Source organism: Bartonella jaculi, from assembly GCF_039543045.1.
GTDB lineage: Bacteria > Pseudomonadota > Alphaproteobacteria > Rhizobiales > Rhizobiaceae > Bartonella > Bartonella jaculi.
Map to the genome: position 1 here is coordinate 81,183 of NZ_BAABIZ010000006.1, position 20,948 is coordinate 102,130.

Sequence of the window (20,948 nt, forward strand, 5' to 3'; positions counted from 1 at the left end):
TTTAATAAATGAACAATCACTATTACTTCAATAGAGAGATTCTTAAATAGGATCTTGTTGTGCCATTTCTGCAAGCTGTATCATAATATTCGCTGCTCCAATAAGCCTTTCATTCACTGTAGCCCACTCACAAATAAGGACGATACTCTGGTCTGGTCGAATTTTTGCCATAGAGCCCTGCTTGGCAACCCATTGAACAAGAGCTACAGCATTTTCAAAATAATTATTTCGAAATTGTACAACAACCCCCTTTGGCCCAGCATCCAATTTTTCCACATGTGCTTTTCGACACAATGTTTTGATATAAAAAACTTTAAGAAGGTGTTGAACTTCTAGGGGCAAAGGACCAAAACGATCGATCAACTCAGCTCCAAATTCTTCGATTTGTTCTAAATCCTCAAGCTCTGTTAAACGACGGTAAAGTCCCATACGTAACGATAAGTCAGGCACAAAATTTTCTGGTATCATTACTGTTGTGCCAAGTGAAATTTGAGGCGACCATTGTTTATCTTCACTCTGCTCGCCATCTTTTAGTTCAGCAACAGCCTCTTCTAGCATTTTTTGATAGAGTTCAAAACCAACTTCTTTGATATGCCCTGATTGCTCTTCACCTAAAAAATTGCCTGAACCACGGATATCCATGTCATGACTTGCCAATTGAAAACCTGCCCCCAAGGTATCAAGAGATTGCAAAACTTTAAAACGACGATCAGCAGCAGAAGTTAAAACTTTACCAGCAGGAAAGGTAAAGAGAGCGTAAGCACGTTGTTTTGAACGCCCTACCCTCCCACGTAACTGATAAAGGGCAGAAAGACCAAACATCTCAGCACGATGCACAATTAAAGTATTGGCTGTTGGAATATCAAGACCTGATTCAATAATGGTTGTCGATAGCAGCACATCATATTGCCCATCATAAAATGCATTCATAATATCATCAAGTTGTCCAGCTGGCATTTGTCCATGAGCTACGACAAATTTGAGTTCAGGGACATGCGTTTTGAGATATTCTTCCACAACACCAAGATCAGAAATACGTGGACAAACGTAAAAACTTTGTCCACCACGGTAATATTCTCGAAGCAGTGTCTCTCGTATAATAAGCTCATCAAAAGGTGAAATAAAAGTACGTACCGCCATTCTATCAATGGGGGGCGTTGTTATCAATGAAAGTTCACGCACACCCGATAATGCCAACCCTAACGTGCGTGGTATAGGGGTGGCTGAAAGCGTAAGAACATGAATATCACTTTTTATCTCTTTTAAACGCTCTTTATGTTTTACACCAAAATGCTGCTCCTCATCAATGATAAGAAGTCCTAACCGTGAAAAATTGACTGCATCACTTAATAATGCATGCGTTCCAATGACAATATCAATCGTACCATCTGAAATACCTTTTTTGATTTGTGCGAGCTCCTTAGCTTTCACAAGCCTTGAAGCATGACCAATCTTAACGGGCAATCCTTGAAAACGCCCAATAAAAGTCTTGTAATGTTGTCGTGAAAGCAAAGTTGTTGGTACAACAACAGCAACTTGATACCCATTTAATGCTGCGACAAAAGCACTGCGAATAGCAACTTCTGTCTTTCCAAAGCCAACATCACCACATATCAAGCGATCCATCGGTTTGCCTGCCGCTAAGTCGTCCAAGACAGCTTCAATTGCATCCATTTGGTCTTCTGTTTCTTCATAAGGAAAGCATGCAACAAACTCATCGAATAGTCCAACTGGTGGAATAAAAACAGGTGCAGAACGCGTAACGCGCTCCGCAGCTATACGGATTAATTGCCCAGCTATTTGTAATAAATGTTTTTTTAACCGTGTTTTACGTGCTTGCCAAGCTACACCACCTAACTTATCTAACGTAACATCTGTTTCTTCTGATCCATAACGTGAGAGAAGTTCGATATTCTCAATAGGTAAAAAGAGGCGATCACCTCCAGCATAATTAATTTCAAGGCAATCACGTAAAATTCCTGTTGTCATGATGGTCTTTAGACCAACAAATTGTCCAATACCATGGTCAATATGCACAACGATATCGCCAGAATTTAAAGTAGAAACTTCGGAAATAAAATTTTTATTGTTTTTACGCCGTCTTGGGGATCTTATTAATCGATCACCAAGGATATCTTGCTCTGCTATAATAGCAAAGTCTTCCATTTCAAAACCATGTTCAATCATTATAACAGCAGCGGTTATACGATCACGTGGTGTTGCCCTAACAGTGTGCAATGATTTTACAACATCTATTTTTTGCAATCCATGCTCATCAAGAACTTGTAATAAACGGTTGAGAGATCCTTCACTCCAACACGCTAAAAGAACTTTCTTGCCAGCAGCGCGTAATGAAGCAATATGATTAACGACACTTGAAAAAACATTTTTTTCTTGCGCATTACGCTCTTCTACAAAATCATACCCCAGTTTAACATTCGCATGAACAATGGTTTGTTTAAAAGTTTGTGGAATATTAAAAGGCGTGAAATCAATACGTTGCCCAGATTGTTGTGCACATTCTAAGACTTGTTCTGGATTTAGATAAAGAAGGCTAGGCTCTATTGGATGATAAGAAGTAGAGCTTTCTTGATCGTTATCACGCTCTTTGCGCGCATTATAATAATCTTCAATAAGGCGATAGCGCTCAATGAGAGCCTCTTGTGTAAGATGCTCAAAAACAACAGGTAAATCACCACAATGATCAAAAAAACTATCAAGATTCTCATAAAAAAACGGTAACCAATGCTCCATACCAGAAAAACGCCGTCCCTGAGAAATTGCTTCATAAAGCATGTTATTTTTTTGTGATACACCAAATGTACGGATATAATTGCTTTTAAATCGGCTGATGAGTTCAGGTGTAAGAACAACCTCGCTCATCGAATGTAACAAAAATTCTGTTCTTTTATTCGTTGTTCTTTGCGTCTCTGAATCAAATACGCGGATGGTTTCTAAGGTATCCCCAAAAAAATCAAGCCGTAAAGGTTCAACATCAACGGGAGAAAAAATATCAAGTATTCCCCCTCTCACGGCAAATTCACCAACATCACGAACAACTGTAACACGCTCAAAACCATTGAATTCTAAAAATTGAATTAAGTGCCCCATGCTCATGCGCTGGCCAACACATGCGTGAACAATTTGTGCCTCAATCATTTCACGAGGAGGCAATTTTTGTATAATTGCATTTGCTGTTGTTAATATAATTGCAGGGCATGGATTCTTGCGTAAATTTGCTATATGTGCCAAAGTCGATAGTCGACGTGCTGTAATAACAATCCCAGGTGACACGCGATCATAAGGTAAACAATCCCATCCAGGAAATTGAAGTATAGGCAAATTTGGCTCAATAAAATTTAACACTTGCTGTAAATGAGCAATTTTTGTCCCATCGCGGACAACATAGATAAGTGGTTTACCTTGTGCAATTTCTGAACTTAATTTAGCAAGCGCAAAGGCTTCAAACCCATCAGTAACCCCATCAAAAATCGTATGAGGAGAAATATTTTTAGGAATGACAATTTTTTTAAATATAGGCATCGGAACTAATTTCAATTTATGCAGACATGATAATTTACAATGTCACGAAAAAGCGGCCCCTCAACTTCAGATGGTGGTAGAACTTCTCCCGTAATCCACATCAGTAAATCACGATCATCAAAAGACATAATATGTTCAAGTTGAGAGACCGTTTTATCATTCATCCCAACAATATGGGCATCCACATAGTGCCCTAAAATTAAATCCATTTCACGAATACCTCGATGCCATGCACGAAAAATCAATCGGCGACGGCGCACGTCCAGTTGATTTTTGTCAACGACCAAAACTGTCATAAAAGTCTCCTTGAATGAGGTAATTAGAATAGATTTTTTATCTTACCCTTAAGGAAGTTCAATAATTTTTTTTTCCTTAAGGGTAATTCGACGGTGCATTTGTTTAGCCAAGCCGTAATTATGTGTCGCAATAAGAGCAGAAAGACCAGATTGACGAACAAGCGCAGACAAAGCTTGAAACACATAAGCTGAAGTTACAGGATCAAGATTGCCCGTAGGTTCATCAGCTAAGAGAACAGAAGGGCCATTTGCGACTGCACGTGCAATAGCAACACGTTGTTGTTCACCACCGGATAATTCCGATGGACGATGATTGGCGCGATGAGAAATACGCAAATATGTCAACAATTTAAGTGCACGATCTTCTGCTATGGATTTTTTAAATCCTGCTATCATTTGCGGTATCATGACATTTTCTAAAGCTGTAAATTCTGGAAGCAAGTGATGAAATTGATAGACAAAACCGATATCATTGCGTCTTATAGCCGTTCGCTCACTATCAGAGCGTTTTGCACAAGAAACACCCCGTAACATCACATCACCAGCGGTTGGTTTTTCCAATAACCCAGCGATATGAAGAAGTGTTGATTTTCCAGCGCCAGATGGTGCAACAAGCGCTACAAGTTCCCCGCGATTAAGAACAAAATTCGCTTTATCTAAAATAATGAGAGGTTTATTACTCTCAAAAAAATGTCGCTCAATTTCTATAAGCTCTAAAATAGCTGCCATTATTCATACCTCAAAGCTTGTACAGGATCTAACTTAGCAGCGCGCCATGCCGGAATGAGAGCGGCAAGAAATGACAAAAATAAAGCCATTACAGCAACTAGGACTGTCTCTCCCCACTCAATTTGTGCAGGCAATTTTGTTAAAAAATAAAGCTGAGGATTAAAAACATCGACATTAAATAACCAAGAGATAAAGTCCTGAATATGATTTATATTCGCGGTCGCTATGACACCCAAAATTAAGCCCAATACTGTTCCAAGCAATCCAATCATCATACCAGTGACAATAAATATACGCAGAATCGCACCTTGTTGTGCGCCCATCGTGCGCAAAATAGCGATATCATGGCTTTTATCTTTTACAAGCATAATCAACCCTGAAATAATATTCAAAGCAGCCACAAGGACAATAAGAGAAAGAATGAAAAACATAACATTGCGTTCAATCTGTAAGGCTGAAAAAAAAGCCTGATTGCGGGAACGCCAATCAATTAAATAGACCTGTTGATCGACAGCTTTCTCTATAACTGGTTTTATTTGATCAACAGTATCAGGATTATTCAAAAATAATTCTAAAGATTGAACCTTATCCCCCAAATTAAAAAACATTTGCGCTTCATGGAGAGGCATAAAAACGAATATTGAATCGTATTCAGACATACCAACTTCAAAAATAGCAGTCACTTTATAAGCCTTAACACGTGGCGTAACCCCAAAAGGAGTCTCATCACCATCTGGTGTAATAATACGAAGATCACTCCCAACTGTAAGCCCCAATTTTTCTGCTAAACCACTTCCAATTGCAACTCCATCTTCTGTATCAAATTGAGAAAGTGACCCTAATTTAATGTTCTGAGATACTGTTTTAAGCTTCTCCAAATCTTGTTTGCGCATACCACGAACTAAAGCACCAGATCCTCCTTGAAGTTCACCCTGCACAAGTGCTTGACCTTCGATGACAGGGAGAGCAAACTTTACACCCTTTACGGACTCTAAAGAAGAAATAAGAGTATTATAATTGGGAAAACCAGAATCAATGGTTTGAACAATAAGGTGCCCATTCATGCCAAGAATACGATTAAGAAGCTCTGTACGGAAACCATTCATTACTGCCATAACAACAACAAGAGCAAATACTCCTAACATAATTCCAATGAGAGAAATGATTGAAATAACAGATGCTACAACATGTTTTTTATTAGGAATCATATAACGAAAAGCAATCATCCACTCATAAGATGAAAACCATTTACTCCTCAACCACTTCATAATATTGCCTATTAAATTACAGAAAATTGGCTGAGTACATTTTCAACCGTTAGAGATTTTTTAATACCCGTTTTTCGATCTTTCATTTCAACTTCATTTTGAGCAAGGCTTTTAGGTCCAACAATTATTTGTGTCGGCAAACCAATTAAATCCATTGTTGCAAATTTGGTTCCAGGACGCTCATTTCTATCATCTAATAATGGGTCAAAACCAGCATGTCTTAATCCCCGATAGAGAGTTTCACACGCATGTGTACATTTCTCATCATCTGGTTTCATATTGATGATACCAAAGTCAAATGGCGCCATAGAGCTTGGCCAAATAATACCATTTTCATCATGAGAAGCTTCAATAGCTGCAGCAACAAGACGCGAAGGTCCAATGCCATAAGATCCCATAGAGACAACATGCTCTTTTCCATCTTGTCCCATAACTTTTGCTCCCATTGGAGCAGAATATTTCGTGCCAAAGTGGAAAATATGTCCTACTTCAATACCACGCGCTGAAAGACGATTATGATCAGAAACTTTAGCCCACTCTTCTTCATTATGCATTTCTTCTGTTGCAGCATAAAAAGACGTCCACTGTTTAACAATATCAGCTAAAATAACTGTATCATAAAAATCAATTGAACTGTCTGGAATAGTGAGCTCAAGAAATTGTTTATCACAAAATATAACACTCTCTCCCGTTTCAGCCAAAATAATAAATTCATGGCTGAGCTCACCACCAATTGGACCTGTATCAGCACGCATAGGAATTGCTCTTAAGCCAAGACGAGCAAAAGTGCGTAAATAAGCAATAAACATACGATTATAAGATGTTTGAGAACCTTCATAATTAAGATCAAAAGAATAAGCATCCTTCATTAAAAATTCTCGTGAGCGCATCACACCAAAACGTGGACGGATTTCATCACGAAACTTCCATTGAATATGGTACAGATTGAGTGGAAGATCCTTATAAGAACGAATATAGGAACGGAAAATATCTGTTACCATCTCTTCATTAGTTGGACCATAAAGTAAATCACGCTTTTGACGATCTTTAATGCGGAGCATTTCCAAACCATAATCATCATAACGACCACTTTCACGCCAAAGATCCGCAGATTGAATTGTCGGCATTAATATTTCTATAGCACCAGCGCGTTCTTGCTCCTCACGTATAATTTTACAAACTTTATCAAGCACTTTTTTACCCAAGGGAAGCCAAGAATAAATTCCTGATGTTTGCTGGCGAATCATTCCGGAACGCAACATGAGCCGATGAGAAACAATCTCTGCTTCCTTAGGATTCTCTTTTAAAAGTGGAAGGAAATATTGAGAAAGACGCATTAAATAACTAACTCCTAACTAAGCCCATCATTTCAAAACAATTTAAGTATATATACGCTCATCTATAACTATATTCTCAATGCTTGCAAACATAACGATCACGTTGTTGAAAAATTTATCTGCTCTCTTGCTTATTTTTAGCGATACAATGATCTGATAATTTTCTTTCTGTCATTAAAAATGAAATAACGTAATATTAGAATATTTTATTTTGAACTGTGTAAAAAAACTGTACAGACAGGCTTTTTTCGCCAAACTTCATTAACTGCTGCTCTCACTGCGCGCCGTATTGCTTCTCGAATAAGTTCATTACTTTTTCTTTTAACGCGCGGAATATTATAAAAAGTGTTTTCCACAACATCTAAAAGAATATCTTTCAAACTTTCCCCTTTCCCATTACTTTCAGGTAAACCGGATGTGATCAAACTAATATCACCCTCTATATCATGTTTGCTGTTCATCTGGAGAGAAACAGCAACATAACCAGCATAACTTAATTTACGCCGCTCACGTATCCCTAATGCATCTTCATCACCAATAAGGCAACCATCCTTATAGATCCGACCAACGGGGACTTGATCAATAACCTCTACAGGCTCTGGCGCAAGACGCAGCATATTACCATTTCTAATATCAGCAATAATCTTAATACCTGCTTCACGTGCTAAAGCTGCTTGAGTAGCAAGATGCATTGCCTCACCATGTACAGGAACAAGTATCTGTGGTTTTACCCAATCATACATCTGTAAAAGTTCTAAACGACGAGGATGGCCTGAAACGTGGACAAGAGCATCTTCATTTGTAATCGTTTTAATTCCCAAATCTATAAAACGATTTTGTATCTCAAGAATAGATTTTTCGTTTCCTGGAATACTTCGTGAAGAATAAATAACCGTATCTCCAGCAGAAAGTGCAATATTTCTCATTTCATTTCGCGACAGTTTAGCTAAGGCAGCACGCGGCTCACCTTGACTGCCTGTTACAATTAAAACGATATCTTTTCGCGGGATGTAACCATAATCTTCTTCCGAAACAAATGGCGCTAAACCGTTCATATAACCAAGCTCTTGCGCAACCATAATACTTCGCTTAAGAGAACGTCCAACGACAAGAACTTGGCGCCCAACAGATTCAGCTGCAAGAGCAATTGAACGTATCCGACCAACATTAGATGCAAAAGTTGCGAGAGCAACTCGTCCTTCCGCTTTCGAAAGAATTTCAGAAAGACTTGTCTGAACTTGCTGCTCTGATGATGATATACCATCTCGACACGCATTCGTAGAATCACAAAGCAACGCTAAAACACCTTTTTTGCCTAAAGCGCGAAACCGTTTTTCATCTGTTACAGACCCAAGCGAAGGTGTATGATCAATTTTCCAATCGCCAGTATGAATCGCGGTGCCTAAAGACGTTGTAATTGCCAAAGATACAGATTCTGGAATTGAATGACTAACGGCAATAGCTTCGATTGCAAAGGAACCAACTTGAAAACAATCACCAGCTTGAAAAATATTGCATGAAATTTTATGAGATCCAAAATCTGATTGCCTTTTACTCTCTAATAATCCTGCCGTAAAAGGCGTACAGTAAAGTGGAACGTTAAGCTTTGGCCATAAATCAAGAACGGCACCATAATGATCTTCATGAGCATGTGTCAAAACAAGACCACGCACATTATGTTTTTCACTTTCTAGAAAACGAATATCAGGCAAAATAAGATCTGCCCCTGGTAATTCAGGTCCAGCAAAACTGACACCCATATCAACAAGAAGCCATTCACGAAGATTTGGGGGGCCAAATCCATAAGCAGCGAGATTCATCCCTATTTCACCTACCCCTCCTAAAGGTAAAAAAACAAATTCATTCTCGTTGGCCGCAACCATAAACATCTCCTAAATCATTAAGATAATCTGATGATGAAATAAAATTTTATCAATTAATAACGACTGGCATGAGCAGAAGCAGCCGAACCAAAATGAACATCTCCAGCTGTTATAATTGCTTGCTGACCATTTTTTTGTTTTATGATGCAGTTAAAATCCTTATCAAGCCCATCGAAAATACCTTCGATAACTTTTTCATCATTAACCACTTTGACATGCTGCCCAAGATGAGCAGAGTATAAAAGCCATTTTTCGCGGATTATATCGCATCCTCCTGACTTTTTCCAAAGGAGATAATTTTTAGAAAAAGACTCTGTTAAAGCCGTAAATAACTGTCCCGCATTAATATGTAAACCAATGTTTTTTAGGCTTGAAGTCGGATATGGCGCACCGTCATAATGATGCTTTACATTCATTCCAATACCAATCACTAATGCATATTGTTGTGGTGTCAATTTAAAAATCTCGAGCAAAACTCCAGAGCTTTTAGCGCCTCGTAACAAAATATCATTTGGCCATTTTAAACTAACAACACCGTTCATTTGCTTTTCATCTGGTATAAATTGTTTTACCGCTTCTACCACACTTATTCCAGCAACAAAACCAAGCTGAGCAGCAGTTTGATGAACAATATCATCAGTTAACAAAAGACTAGAATAAAGGTTACCTTTTGGACTAGACCATGTCCTACCTCTTCTCGCTCTTCCCTGTGATTGTTCTTGCGCAACAACCCAGAGATAACCTTGATGACCAGCTTGCGCTTTTCGTTGCGCAATGAGATTTGTTGAATCAACACTTTCGTATGATTCAACGGCGTATCCTTGCTTTTGTGCAAAATCTGATAAGATATAAACCATATTCATTAAAACAATGCGGCTGCTGCTTTTTCTGCCAACTCAGCAAACCAAACTCCAAAAAGCATATAAAATAAAATGAATAATGCAGAAAGACCGAGGCAAAATTGAAGCTCATTCGACAAAACAACAAAATGCGCTTTTGCATCATCAAACCACATAATTTTAATGATTCGCAAATAATAAAAAGCCCCAACAACAGATGCTACCATCCCAACGATAGCAAGGGGAGTAAGTCCAGCATGAACAGCCGCAGAAAACGTATACCACTTTCCAAAAAAACCAGCCATGGGAGGTATGCTGGCTAAAGAAAAAAGCTGTATCGTCATCACAACAGCCATAAACGGATTTGTTTTTACCAATCCTGAAAGATCATAAATATTTTCAACATTTCCACCACTAGACCGCATCCCAAGAATAAAGGCAAATGAACCAATCGTCATACCAAGATAAATAGTCATATAAAGAATAACGCTTTTTACCCCAAGCACATCCCCAGCAGCTAAACCAACAAGTGCATATCCCATATGACTGATCGACGAATAGGCCATTAAACGCTTAATATTGCTCTGACCAATTGCAGCAAATGCACCCAGTATCATTGATGCAATTGCCATAAATACCAAAATTTGCTGCCACGCAGGCATAGAGCCATCAGTACTCCCTAGCGGAATGAAGGTCATAACAATAATACGAACGATTAATGCCATTGCCGCAACCTTAGGAGCGCCAGCAAAAAATGCTGTAATTGGTGTTGGTGCCCCTTCGTAAACATCAGGCGTCCACATATGAAACGGAACAGCAGAAATTTTAAAAGCTAAACCAGCTAAAACAAAGACAATTCCAAAGATAACCCCCAATTGCAAGTTTTCACCTTTTAAAGCAACAGCAATTTCGTGAAAACCAATTTGACCGGTAAAACCATAAAGCAAGGAAATACCATAAAGCAGTAATCCTGAAGATAATGCTCCTAAAACAAAGTATTTTATACCGGCTTCAGAAGATTTTACATTGTCACGATTGATCGCAGCGAGAACATATAAGGCTAAAGACTGCAGTTCTAACCCCATATAAAGAGACAGCATATTCCCCGCTGAGATCATGAGCATCATGCCAAGAGTTGCTAAAAGAACGAGTACCGGAAATTCAAATACATCAAACTTATGATTATAGGTAAAATCAACAGACATAATAAGAGCAAAGAGTGCACCAATAAGCGTTAAAATTTTCATATAACGGCTGAAAGAATCGATAATAAGTGCATTGTTTTGAAATAAGCCACTTTTCGGAAAAACGACAATAATAACAATAGTTGCAACAAAAAGGGCGATAGCCAAACCCGTCACAGTTAAAGAAGAACGTACATTGGAATAGACACCAATCAAAAGCAAAACTATCGCTCCCAATGCTATTAAAATCTCCGGAAAAATTAACACTAATTGCGCTATTATTTCAGTTTGCATGAGCATTCTTCTCTTAATCTAGTGTAGTCTATTGACAAGGGTTTCTACAGAAAACGCCGTTGCTTTAAGAATAGGGGTTGGATAGATACCAAAAAATATTGTAAGAATAACCATCGGATAGAGAATGAATTTCTCTCTTAACGAGAGATCAACAAGTACTTTTAAGTTCTCTTTATCCAAAGAACCAAAAACCACACGCCGATAAAGATAAAGTGCATAGGCAGCTGACAAAATAACACCAGTTGTAGCAAAAATAACAACCAATTTATTCACTTGAAAAACACCTATTAAGGTTAAAAATTCACCCAAAAATCCTGAGCTGCCCGGTAAACCAACATTTGCCATCGTGAAAATTAAGAAAACAACGGCATATTTTGGCATGTTATTCACTAAACCGCCAAAAGCTGAAATTTCACGTGTGTGCAAGCGATCATAGATAACCCCAACACAAAGGAATAAAGCTGCCGAAACAATTCCATGCGATAGCATTTGATAAATAGCACCTTGGACAGCCTGTTCATTCGCAGCAAAAATGCCCATCGTCACATATCCCATATGCGCTATTGAGGAATAAGCAATAAGTTTTTTTATGTCATTTTGAACAAGAGCAACCAGTGATGTATAAATAATCGCAATAAGCGATAACGTGAAAACCAAAGGAGCAAAATAAGATGAGGCAATAGGAAACATTGGTAAAGAAAAACGAAGAAAACCATAACCGCCTAATTTGAGTAAGACACCAGCTAAAATAACGGAACCAGCTGTCGGTGCTTCTACATGTGCATCCGGTAACCATGTATGGACCGGCCACATCGGCATTTTAACTGCAAAAGACGCAAAAAACGCAAGCCATAACCACATTTGCATCTGTACTGGAAATTGGTAAGTTAATAAAGTTGGTATATCGAGTGTTCCAGCTTCCCAATACATAGCCATAATGGCAACCAGCATAAGCACTGATCCAAGTAAAGTGTAAAGAAAAAACTTCATACTCGCATAAACACGACGCGCCCCACCCCAAACACCTATAATAATAAACATTGGAATAAGGCTACCTTCAAAAAAAACATAAAATAATATTGCATCAAGAGCACAAAAGACTCCAATAATCGCAACTTCAAGAAGAAGAAAAGCAATCATATAAGCCTTTAATCTATCTTTAATATTCTCCCAACTTGCTAAAATACAGAAAGGCAAAAGAAAAGCTGAAAGAACAACAAAAAGAATAGAAATACCATCAATTCCCATATGATAGTTGATGCCCCCTCCTAACCAATCGAATTTCTCAACCATTTGAAAATGAGCGTTTGTATAATCAAAACCCGCCCAAATAATTAAGGAAATAATGAAAACAAAAACACTCGTAAAAAATGCTACATTGCGTATATTATGTCGTGCTGCTTCGCTATCATCTTTGATAAACAAAATCAAAATCACACCAACAAGCGGCAAAAATGTAACCGTAGAAAGAATAGGCCAATCAGTCATCAGTTTACGCCCCCGATCATCATCCATGTGATCAGCGATGCAATGCCAATAAGCATTGCAAATGCATAATGATAAAGATAGCCTGTCTGCATTCGAACAACTCTATTTGTAATATCAACAACACGCGCTGCGATACCGTTCGGACCTAAACCATCAATAATCTTACCGTCTCCCACCTTCCAAAGAAAGGCACCAATTCTTAAAGAAGAACGAACGAACAAAAAATGATATAATTGATCAAAATACCATTTTTGGTAAAGAAAGTGATGCACTCTAGGCATAAATCCAGCCAATTTCTTGGGGAGAGAAGGAATAGCAATATAGAATAAATAGGCTAGCATAAATCCAAGAACCATCGCTATAAAAGGTGACCATTTTACCCAATTGAATACATCGTGGACATCATGAAGAATATGATTATGGCTGTTTGTAAATAACGCCCCCTTCCAAAAAGCCTCATACAAGTCACCAAAAAAGTAAGATTGGAAAACAGCTCCAGCAAACATTGCTCCAATAGATAAAATAAAGAGGGGAAGCAACATAACTAGAGGTGATTCATGAACATGATGCATAACATCAACAGTTGCACGTGGTTTACCATGAAATGTCATAAATATAAGCCGCCACGAATAAAAACTGGTCAATAAAGCTGAAAAAACAAGAAGCCAAAAAGCATATCCTGAAGCAATATTATGGGATGCAAAAGCGGACTCTATAATCGCATCCTTGGAGAAAAAACCAGCAGTCCCCAAAAATGTCCCTGGAATTCCAACACCGGTCAACGCAATAGTTCCTATGATCATCATCCAATAAGTTGCTTGTATATGTTTACGCAACCCGCCCATTTTTCGCATATCTTGTTCATCAGATACAGCGTGAATTACAGAACCTGCACCAAGAAATAATAAAGCCTTAAAAAAAGCATGGGTAAAAAGGTGAAAAACAGCGGCTCCATAAGCTCCAACACCTAATGCAACAAACATATAACCAAGTTGCGAACAGGTAGAATAAGCAATAACCCGCTTAATGTCATTTTGCACCAATCCGACAGTTGCTGCAAAAAATGCAGTTGTTGCACCAACAATAATAATTATAGTCAAAGCAGTTGAAGAAAGCTCAAAAATTGGGGACATACGCGCAACCATAAAAACGCCGGCCGTTACCATTGTTGCTGCATGAATAAGTGCTGACACAGGCGTTGGTCCCTCCATTGCATCAGGAAGCCATGTATGTAAAAGAAATTGTGCTGATTTTCCCATAGCACCTATAAATAACAAACAGCAGGTAACAGTAATTGCTGTCTGACCATCAAGATGCCAATACCCAAATGTCACACTTTGTACAAAATTATTGTCGGCAGCTTTTGCAAAAATAGAGGCAAAATCAACCGATTGGAATAAAACAAAAATACTAAAAATTCCTAAGAGAAAACCAAAATCTCCAACACGGTTCACCACAAAAGCCTTCATCGCTGCTTTGTTTGCAGAATCGCGTTGAAACCAAAAACCAATGAGCAAATAAGAAGCAAGCCCCACACCTTCCCATCCAAAAAACATCTGAATTAAATTATTGGATGTCACCAACATAAGCATCATAAATGTAAATAAAGAAAGATAAGAAAAAAAACGGGACCTTGAAGGATCGTGGTGCATATAACCAATTGAATAAATATGCACTAATGCCGAAACACTATTTACAACAATAAGCATGACAGCTGTTAAAGTATCAACATGCAATGCCCAATCAAAAGTTAATCCATCGACGGTAAGCCAATGTAATACCAATATATCAACCATTGGAGCATGACCAAGTGCAATATTAAAAAAGGCTACCCAAGACAATATCGCAACAATTACCATAAAGCTACAAGTTACCAATTCACTCGCTCGATCTCCTATAGTTTTTCCACCTATAGCAGCAATTAAAAAGCCCAAAAGTGGAAGAAAGACGATCGTATAATACATCACTGGTCAGCCTTTCATTACATTAACATCTTCAACCGCAATAGAACCACGATTACGGAAAAAAACCACAAGAATTGCTAAACCAATTGCGGCTTCAGCAGCTGCTACGGTTAAAATAAATAAAGCGAATATTTGACCAACAAGATCGTGAAGAAACGCTGAAAACGCAACAAAATTGAGATTCACTGAAAGCAATATAAGCTCAATAGACATCAAGATAATAATCACATTTTTTCTGTTGAGAAAAATTCCAGCAATACCAATTGTAAACATTAAAGCAGAAACAATCAGATAATGAATAATATCAATGTGCATAGTCCCCCCTTAAACGCCCTTACCTGATTCAACTTGTTTGATTTCAATTGCATTTTCTACTGTTCTAGAAACTTGCGCCGCAATAGATTGTCGCTTTACACCCGATTTATGACGAAGTGTCAAAACAATAGCACCAATCATTGCAACCAATAAAATTATTCCAGCAATTTGAAAGTAAAAAACATAATCCGTATAGAGAATATCGCCTAATGCTTGTGTATTTGTTCGCTGTGCTAAATCTGGCATTGGTTGCGTAATATGTATTCCGATAACTGGAGAAAAATGGCTACCAATAAAAACAATAATTAATTCTACGGCAACAACAAAACCAATAAAAACTCCAATAGGAGCATACCGAAGTGCACCGCTTTTAAACTCAGCAAAATCAACATCAAGCATCATAACCACAAATAAAAACAAAACAGCGACAGCTCCAACATAAACAACAAGCAGAATAAGCCCTAAAAATTCCGCTCCTGCAAGCAAAAACAAAGCAGAAGCATTAAAAAATGCTAATATTAAAAATAAGACTGAATGCACAGGATTGCGGGCTGTAATAACAACAACAGCACTCGCAAGCATAATAAAAGCAAACAAATAGAAAAATGCCGCCGCTAGATCCGTTAGCATAGGCTTCTCCTCAAATAATCAAACAATTGGTATAACACTTCATACCAGATTACAATTTATCGGAAAAATTATCCGACACCTCATTCAACGATACACTTAACGATAAGGTGCATCCATCAATATATTTCGAGAAATTTCACGCTCCCAGCGATCTCCATTCAATAAAAGCTTTTCTTTATCATAATAAAGCTCTTCACGCGTTTCCGTCGCAAACTCAAAATTCGGACCTTCGACAATAGCCTCAACCGGACATGCTTCTTGACAAAAACCGCAGTAAATACACTTAACCATATCTATATCATAACGGACAGTTCTACGCGTACCGTCATTGCGCCGTGGTCCTGCTTCAATTGTAATAGCTTGAGCAGGGCAAATTGCTTCACATAATTTACAGGCAATGCACCGTTCTTCACCATTTGGGTAACGACGTAGCGCATGTTCACCACGAAAACGCGGAGAAACAACCCCCTTCTCATAAGGATAATTAATCGTAGGTTTTGGTGAAAAAAACTGACGCATTGCCAAGAAAAAAGCACTCACAAATTCCAGTAAAAGGAGTGATTTAGCTGCTTGAATAAGACCTGACATATAAAGAGCTCCTCTTAAGCAAAACCAGTATATTTTAAGAAAGCAGCAGTTATCACAACCATCGCTAGTGAGAGAGGAAGAAAGACCTTCCAACCAAGCCGCATAAGCTGATCATAACGATAACGCGGAACAAATGCTTTGACCATAGCAAACCAAAAAAATACAAAACAAACTTTTAGAACAAACCAAATAATACCAGGAACCCAATTAAGCCACCAAACATCCAAGGGAGGTAACCAACCACCTAAAAATAAAATGGTTGTTAATGCGCACATTAAAACAATAGCAACATATTCACCAAGGAAAAAAAGCATATAAGGCGTTGAAGAATACTCAACCATGTGACCAGCTACAAGTTCAGATTCAGCTTCGACCAAATCAAAAGGAGGACGATTTGTCTCTGCAAGTGCAGAAATAAAAAATATAATAAACATTGGAAAAAGCACTAACCAATTCCAATCAAGAAAACTGTTAAAGGGAAGACCAAGAGTTGTACCAATTCCAGAACTTTGTTTATGAACAATTGTAGTGAGATCCAATGAACCACTCACTAAAATGACGGTTACAAGCACAAACCCAATGGAAACCTCATAAGAAACCATCTGTGCAGCTGAACGAAGAGCTCCTAAGAAAGGATATTTCGAATTTGATGCCCATCCCCCCATGATAACACCATAAACCTCAAGAGATGAAATGGCTAAGATATAAAGCAAACCAACATTAATCTTCGCAACTTCCCAGCCTTCATTAACGGGAATAACAGCCCACGTTGATAAAGCAAGTGTAGCAGATATAAAAGGTGCCAACAGAAAAACACCCTTATTAGCACCAGCAGGAATAATAGGCTCTTTAACAACAAATTTAATTAAATCCGCAAAAGACTGTAACAATCCCCATGGACCAACAACATTTGGTCCACGACGCAATTGTACAGCCGCCCAAATCTTTCTATCTGCGTAAAGAAGATAAGCAACTAAAACGAGAAGAACAACTAAAAGGAGAAGTGTTTTTCCAACTATAATGAGTAATGGCAATAACCAAGTCATAAAGAAATCATACATCATTATTCTTTTTCCTCTGCCCTTACTCTACAGCTTGCGTAGCACGACTCTTTGCAAGAGATGAACATTCCGCCATAACGGCAGAAGCACGTGCTATCGGATTTGTCAAATAAAAGTCTTTTACCATAGAAGGAAATGTTTGTGCCTCTAAAACAATCATTTGTGCACCAAGCGCTTTAAGATCATCTATATCGGAAGGCACTATATCATCAATGGCACAAAGGTGTGGATAATCATTAAACAAGCTCTGTCTTAATTGAGAAAGCGAATCAAAAGGTAGTTTTTGTCCTAAAACATCCGATAAAGCACGTAAAATAGCCCAATCTTCTTTTGCTTCACCTGGGGCAAAACCAGCCCGATTTGTCATTTGAACACGCCCTTCTGTATTCACATAAAGCCCTGATTTTTCAGTATAAGTTGATGCTGGCAAAATAACATCAGCAGCATGTGCACCTTTATCACCATGGCTACCAATATAAATCGTAAAAGCTTTTGTATTAGCTAATTCTACTTCATCAGCACCAAGTAAAAATAAAACCTCACAGGTTTTAAGAATATTTGCAATCCCAAGCTTGGAAGTAAAGCCTATGTCCAACCCTCCAACAATGGAAGCAGCATTGTGAAGAACACCAAACCCATTCCATTTCTCGCTAAGGGCCCCAATACTATCCGCTAATTTTGCAAGACTCTTTAAAACAGACAAACCTTCCTTACCTGAAAGAGCTCCCTCCCCGATAAGAATAAGTGGCTTTTCAGATTCTTTTAACACATTAAAAAACGCTTCTTCTCCACGAACAAGTGCATTCAATGCATTCGTACCAGCGCCAAGATAAGAATAAGGATAACGTAAATCGACCTTTTCCCCAATTAATGCGATAGGAAACTGCCCCATCCGTTGGCGCTTTAAAATACGTGCATTTAAAACAGCAGCCTCATAACGCGGATTAGATCCCACAATAAGCAATGCATCAGCCTGTTCAATACCTGCAATCGTCGGATTAAAAATATAACTTGAACGCCCGAATTCAGGAGATAAAACCATCCCTCTTTGACGACAATCAAATATCTCCGACCCCAATGAAAGCAGCAATGTTTTAAGCGCGTACATTTCCTCAACAGACGCAAGATCTCCAGCAATCGCTCCAATTTTTTCTGGCAAGGTTTTGGAAACCACCATTTTAATTTTTGCAAAAGCTTCCGTCCAACTTACAGGCTGAAACTTTCCATCTTTGCGCACATATGGTCTATCAAGCCGCTGAGTGCGCAGTCCATCCCAAATAAAACGCGTCTTATCAGAAATCCATTCCTCATTTACATCTTCATTTGTACGCGGCAGAATCCGCATAACTTCACGACCACGACTATCAATGCGAATGGCACTGCCAAGTGCATCCATCACATCAATTGATTCCGTTTTAATTAATTCCCATGGACGTGCATGAAATGCATAAGGTTTTGAAGTTAAAGCCCCCACGGGACAAAGATCAATAACATTGCCCTGTAACTCAGATGTCATTGCTTTTTCAAGATATGTCGTAATTTCAGCATCTTCACCACGGCCTATCAAACCAAGCTCAGAAATACCCGCCACTTCTGTCGTAAAACGAACACAACGTGTGCAATGGATACACCGTGTCATAACTGTTTTCACAAGTGGTCCAATATATTTATCTTCTACAGCACGCTTATTTTCTGTATAACGAGAACAATCACGCCCATAAAGCATTGCTTGATCTTGAAGATCGCATTCTCCCCCTTGATCACAGACAGGACAATCCAAAGGATGATTGATAAGGAGAAATTCCATAACACCTTCACGTGCTTTTTTAACCATCGCCGTGTTGGTAAAAATTTCAGGTACTTCACCATTAGGCCCTAGCCGTAAATCGCGAACCCCCATAGCACAAGAAGCTTGGGGTTTCGGAGGTCCACCCTTGACTTCAACCAAGCACATACGGCAATTTCCAGCAATTGATAAAGATTCATGAAAACAAAAACGAGGAATTTCAGCACCAGCTGCCTCAGCAGCTTGAAGCAACGTATAGTAATCAGGAACTTCAATCTCTTTACCATCAACTTTGATATTTATCATCACTCATCCAGCCTACGGATAACCCATTTAAAACTTGCATTCGTTGCTCTTAGAACAAAATCCTTTATTATACTGTTTCTAAAGCAATATTTTTGCTTTGGACTACATTTCGCGTATAACTATCAATTCTACGCTCAATTTCTGGACGGAAATTACGTATCAACCCCTGTACAGGCCATGCGGCAGCATCACCAAGCGCACAAATAGTGTGGCCTTCGACTTGTTTAGACACTTCAAACAAAAGATCAATCTCGCGTTTTTGCGCTCTTCCCTCAACCATACGCCCCAAAAGACGCATCATCCAACCCGTGCCTTCACGACATGGTGTACACTGACCACAACTCTCATGCTTGAAAAAAGCTGCTATACGCCAAATTGCCTTGATAATATCGGTTGATTTATCCATAACAATCATACCCCCTGTACCAAAAGAAGATCCGACATCTCGCATTCCATCAAAATCCATGATCGCATCAACCATATCTTCGCCACGAACGACCGGACAAGAAGCCCCACCAGGAATAACGGCTAAAAGATTACCCCATCCACCACGAATACCCCCTGTATGTTTTTCAATTAATTCACGAAATGAAACACCAAGAGCGTCTTCAAATGTACAAGGTGCATTAACATGCCCAGAGACCATAAACAATTTCGTTCCAACATTATTTGCACGTCCGATTGATGAAAACCACGAAGCGCCCCGACGCAAAATCGTTGGAACAACGGCGATGGACTCTACATTATTTACTGTTGTTGGGCAGCCATAAATCCCCATATTTGCAGGAAATGGTGGTTTAAGCCGAGGCTGTCCCTTTTTCCCTTCAAGACTTTCCAGAAGAGCCGTTTCTTCACCACAAATATAAGCACCCGCACCATGATGAATAATAATATCACAAGCATGCCCATATTTCGTTTTTTTGCCAAGCAAACCTGCATCATAACATTCATCAACGGCAGCTTGAAGCGCTTCACGCTCACGAATATATTCACCACGAATATAAATAAAAGCAACATTCGCTCCCATCGCAAAAGTAGCAATTGCACATCCTTCAATTAAAGTATGGGGATCATGCCGTAAAATATCGCGGTCTTTACATGTTCCCGGTTCTGATTCGTCTGCATTTACAACCAAATAATGAGGTCGACCATCACTCTGTTTTGGCATAAAAGACCACTTCGTTCCTGTAGGAAAACCAGCACCACCACGTCCACGCAAACCTGAAGCCTTCACTTCATCAATGATCCAATTGCGACCTTTGTCGATAATCGCCTTGGTACCATCCCAATGTCCACGCAACATCGCAGCCTTTAATGATTTGTCTTTTAAACCATACAGATTGGTGAAAATGCGATCTTTATCAGCCAGCATACCCCACCCTTTTTTCTCTTTTCCATAGCATTCTTAGCTTTTCCTCAAATGCAATTTTTAAATAT

16 protein-coding genes are annotated in these 20,948 nt (G+C 38.8%); all 16 read right to left on the bottom strand.

Translation table 11 applies throughout. The annotated features are described in order from the left end of the window. Nucleotides 1–42 precede the first annotated feature (42 nt). A complete protein-coding gene (gene mfd, locus ABD915_RS04185; protein ID WP_345115577.1) occupies nucleotides 43–3,543 on the bottom strand; it encodes a transcription-repair coupling factor in 3,501 nt (1,166 codons plus the stop codon). A gap of 11 nt (nucleotides 3,544–3,554) precedes the next feature. Further along, nucleotides 3,555–3,839 (bottom strand): FAD assembly factor SdhE, encoded by a 285-nt coding sequence (locus ABD915_RS04190; protein WP_345115580.1) that lies wholly within the window; start codon nucleotides 3,837–3,839, stop codon nucleotides 3,555–3,557. A 48-nt stretch (nucleotides 3,840–3,887) separates the two neighbouring features. Further along, nucleotides 3,888–4,568, bottom strand: coding sequence for an ABC transporter ATP-binding protein (locus tag ABD915_RS04195; RefSeq protein ID WP_345115582.1), 681 nt, complete (start codon nucleotides 4,566–4,568; stop codon nucleotides 3,888–3,890). After that, nucleotides 4,568–5,836 carry a lipoprotein-releasing ABC transporter permease subunit gene (locus ABD915_RS04200; RefSeq protein ID WP_345115584.1) on the bottom strand — a complete coding sequence of 423 codons (1,269 nt, stop codon included), beginning with the start codon at nucleotides 5,834–5,836 and terminating at the stop codon, nucleotides 4,568–4,570. Before ABD915_RS04200 ends, ABD915_RS04195 begins: the two co-directional genes overlap by 1 nt. A gap of 11 nt (nucleotides 5,837–5,847) precedes the next feature. Further along, a complete protein-coding gene (gene proS / locus ABD915_RS04205) occupies nucleotides 5,848–7,173 on the bottom strand; it encodes a proline--tRNA ligase (protein ID WP_345115587.1) in 1,326 nt (441 codons plus the stop codon). A gap of 206 nt (nucleotides 7,174–7,379) precedes the next feature. Next, nucleotides 7,380–9,056, bottom strand: coding sequence for a ribonuclease J (locus ABD915_RS04210; protein ID WP_345115590.1), 1,677 nt, complete (start codon nucleotides 9,054–9,056; stop codon nucleotides 7,380–7,382). Nucleotides 9,057–9,109: 53 nt separating this feature from the next. Beyond that, a complete protein-coding gene (locus tag ABD915_RS04215) occupies nucleotides 9,110–9,919 on the bottom strand; it encodes a biotin--[acetyl-CoA-carboxylase] ligase (protein WP_345115592.1) in 810 nt (269 codons plus the stop codon). Beyond that, nucleotides 9,919–11,373 carry an NADH-quinone oxidoreductase subunit NuoN gene (gene nuoN, locus ABD915_RS04220; protein WP_345115595.1) on the bottom strand — a complete coding sequence of 485 codons (1,455 nt, stop codon included), beginning with the start codon at nucleotides 11,371–11,373 and terminating at the stop codon, nucleotides 9,919–9,921. Before nuoN ends, ABD915_RS04215 begins: the two co-directional genes overlap by 1 nt. Nucleotides 11,374–11,391: 18 nt before the next feature. Next, on the bottom strand, nucleotides 11,392–12,861 hold the full coding sequence (locus ABD915_RS04225) for an NADH-quinone oxidoreductase subunit M (protein WP_345115643.1): 1,470 nt from the start codon (nucleotides 12,859–12,861) through the stop codon (nucleotides 11,392–11,394). After that, nucleotides 12,861–14,825, bottom strand: coding sequence for an NADH-quinone oxidoreductase subunit L (nuoL, locus tag ABD915_RS04230; protein WP_345115598.1), 1,965 nt, complete (start codon nucleotides 14,823–14,825; stop codon nucleotides 12,861–12,863). Before nuoL ends, ABD915_RS04225 begins: the two co-directional genes overlap by 1 nt. A gap of 6 nt (nucleotides 14,826–14,831) precedes the next feature. Continuing rightward, entirely contained in the window at nucleotides 14,832–15,140 is a 309-nt protein-coding gene (gene nuoK, locus ABD915_RS04235) for an NADH-quinone oxidoreductase subunit NuoK (protein WP_345115600.1), read from the bottom strand. Nucleotides 15,141–15,149: 9 nt separating this feature from the next. Further along, nucleotides 15,150–15,770 carry an NADH-quinone oxidoreductase subunit J gene (locus tag ABD915_RS04240; protein WP_345115603.1) on the bottom strand — a complete coding sequence of 207 codons (621 nt, stop codon included), beginning with the start codon at nucleotides 15,768–15,770 and terminating at the stop codon, nucleotides 15,150–15,152. Between the two features lie 96 nt (nucleotides 15,771–15,866). Continuing rightward, complete coding sequence (gene nuoI / locus ABD915_RS04245) at nucleotides 15,867–16,358, bottom strand: NADH-quinone oxidoreductase subunit NuoI (protein ID WP_345115605.1); 492 nt, start codon at nucleotides 16,356–16,358, stop codon at nucleotides 15,867–15,869. Between the two features lie 14 nt (nucleotides 16,359–16,372). Beyond that, nucleotides 16,373–17,419 (bottom strand): NADH-quinone oxidoreductase subunit NuoH, encoded by a 1,047-nt coding sequence (gene nuoH / locus ABD915_RS04250; RefSeq protein ID WP_345115646.1) that lies wholly within the window; start codon nucleotides 17,417–17,419, stop codon nucleotides 16,373–16,375. A 22-nt stretch (nucleotides 17,420–17,441) separates the two neighbouring features. After that, nucleotides 17,442–19,511: an NADH-quinone oxidoreductase subunit NuoG gene (gene nuoG, locus ABD915_RS04255; RefSeq protein ID WP_345115608.1), complete on the bottom strand. Its 2,070-nt coding sequence runs from the start codon at nucleotides 19,509–19,511 to the stop codon at nucleotides 17,442–17,444. 67 nt (nucleotides 19,512–19,578) lie between these two features. After that, nucleotides 19,579–20,883: an NADH-quinone oxidoreductase subunit NuoF gene (gene nuoF / locus ABD915_RS04260; RefSeq protein WP_345115611.1), complete on the bottom strand. Its 1,305-nt coding sequence runs from the start codon at nucleotides 20,881–20,883 to the stop codon at nucleotides 19,579–19,581. Nucleotides 20,884–20,948 lie beyond the last annotated feature (65 nt).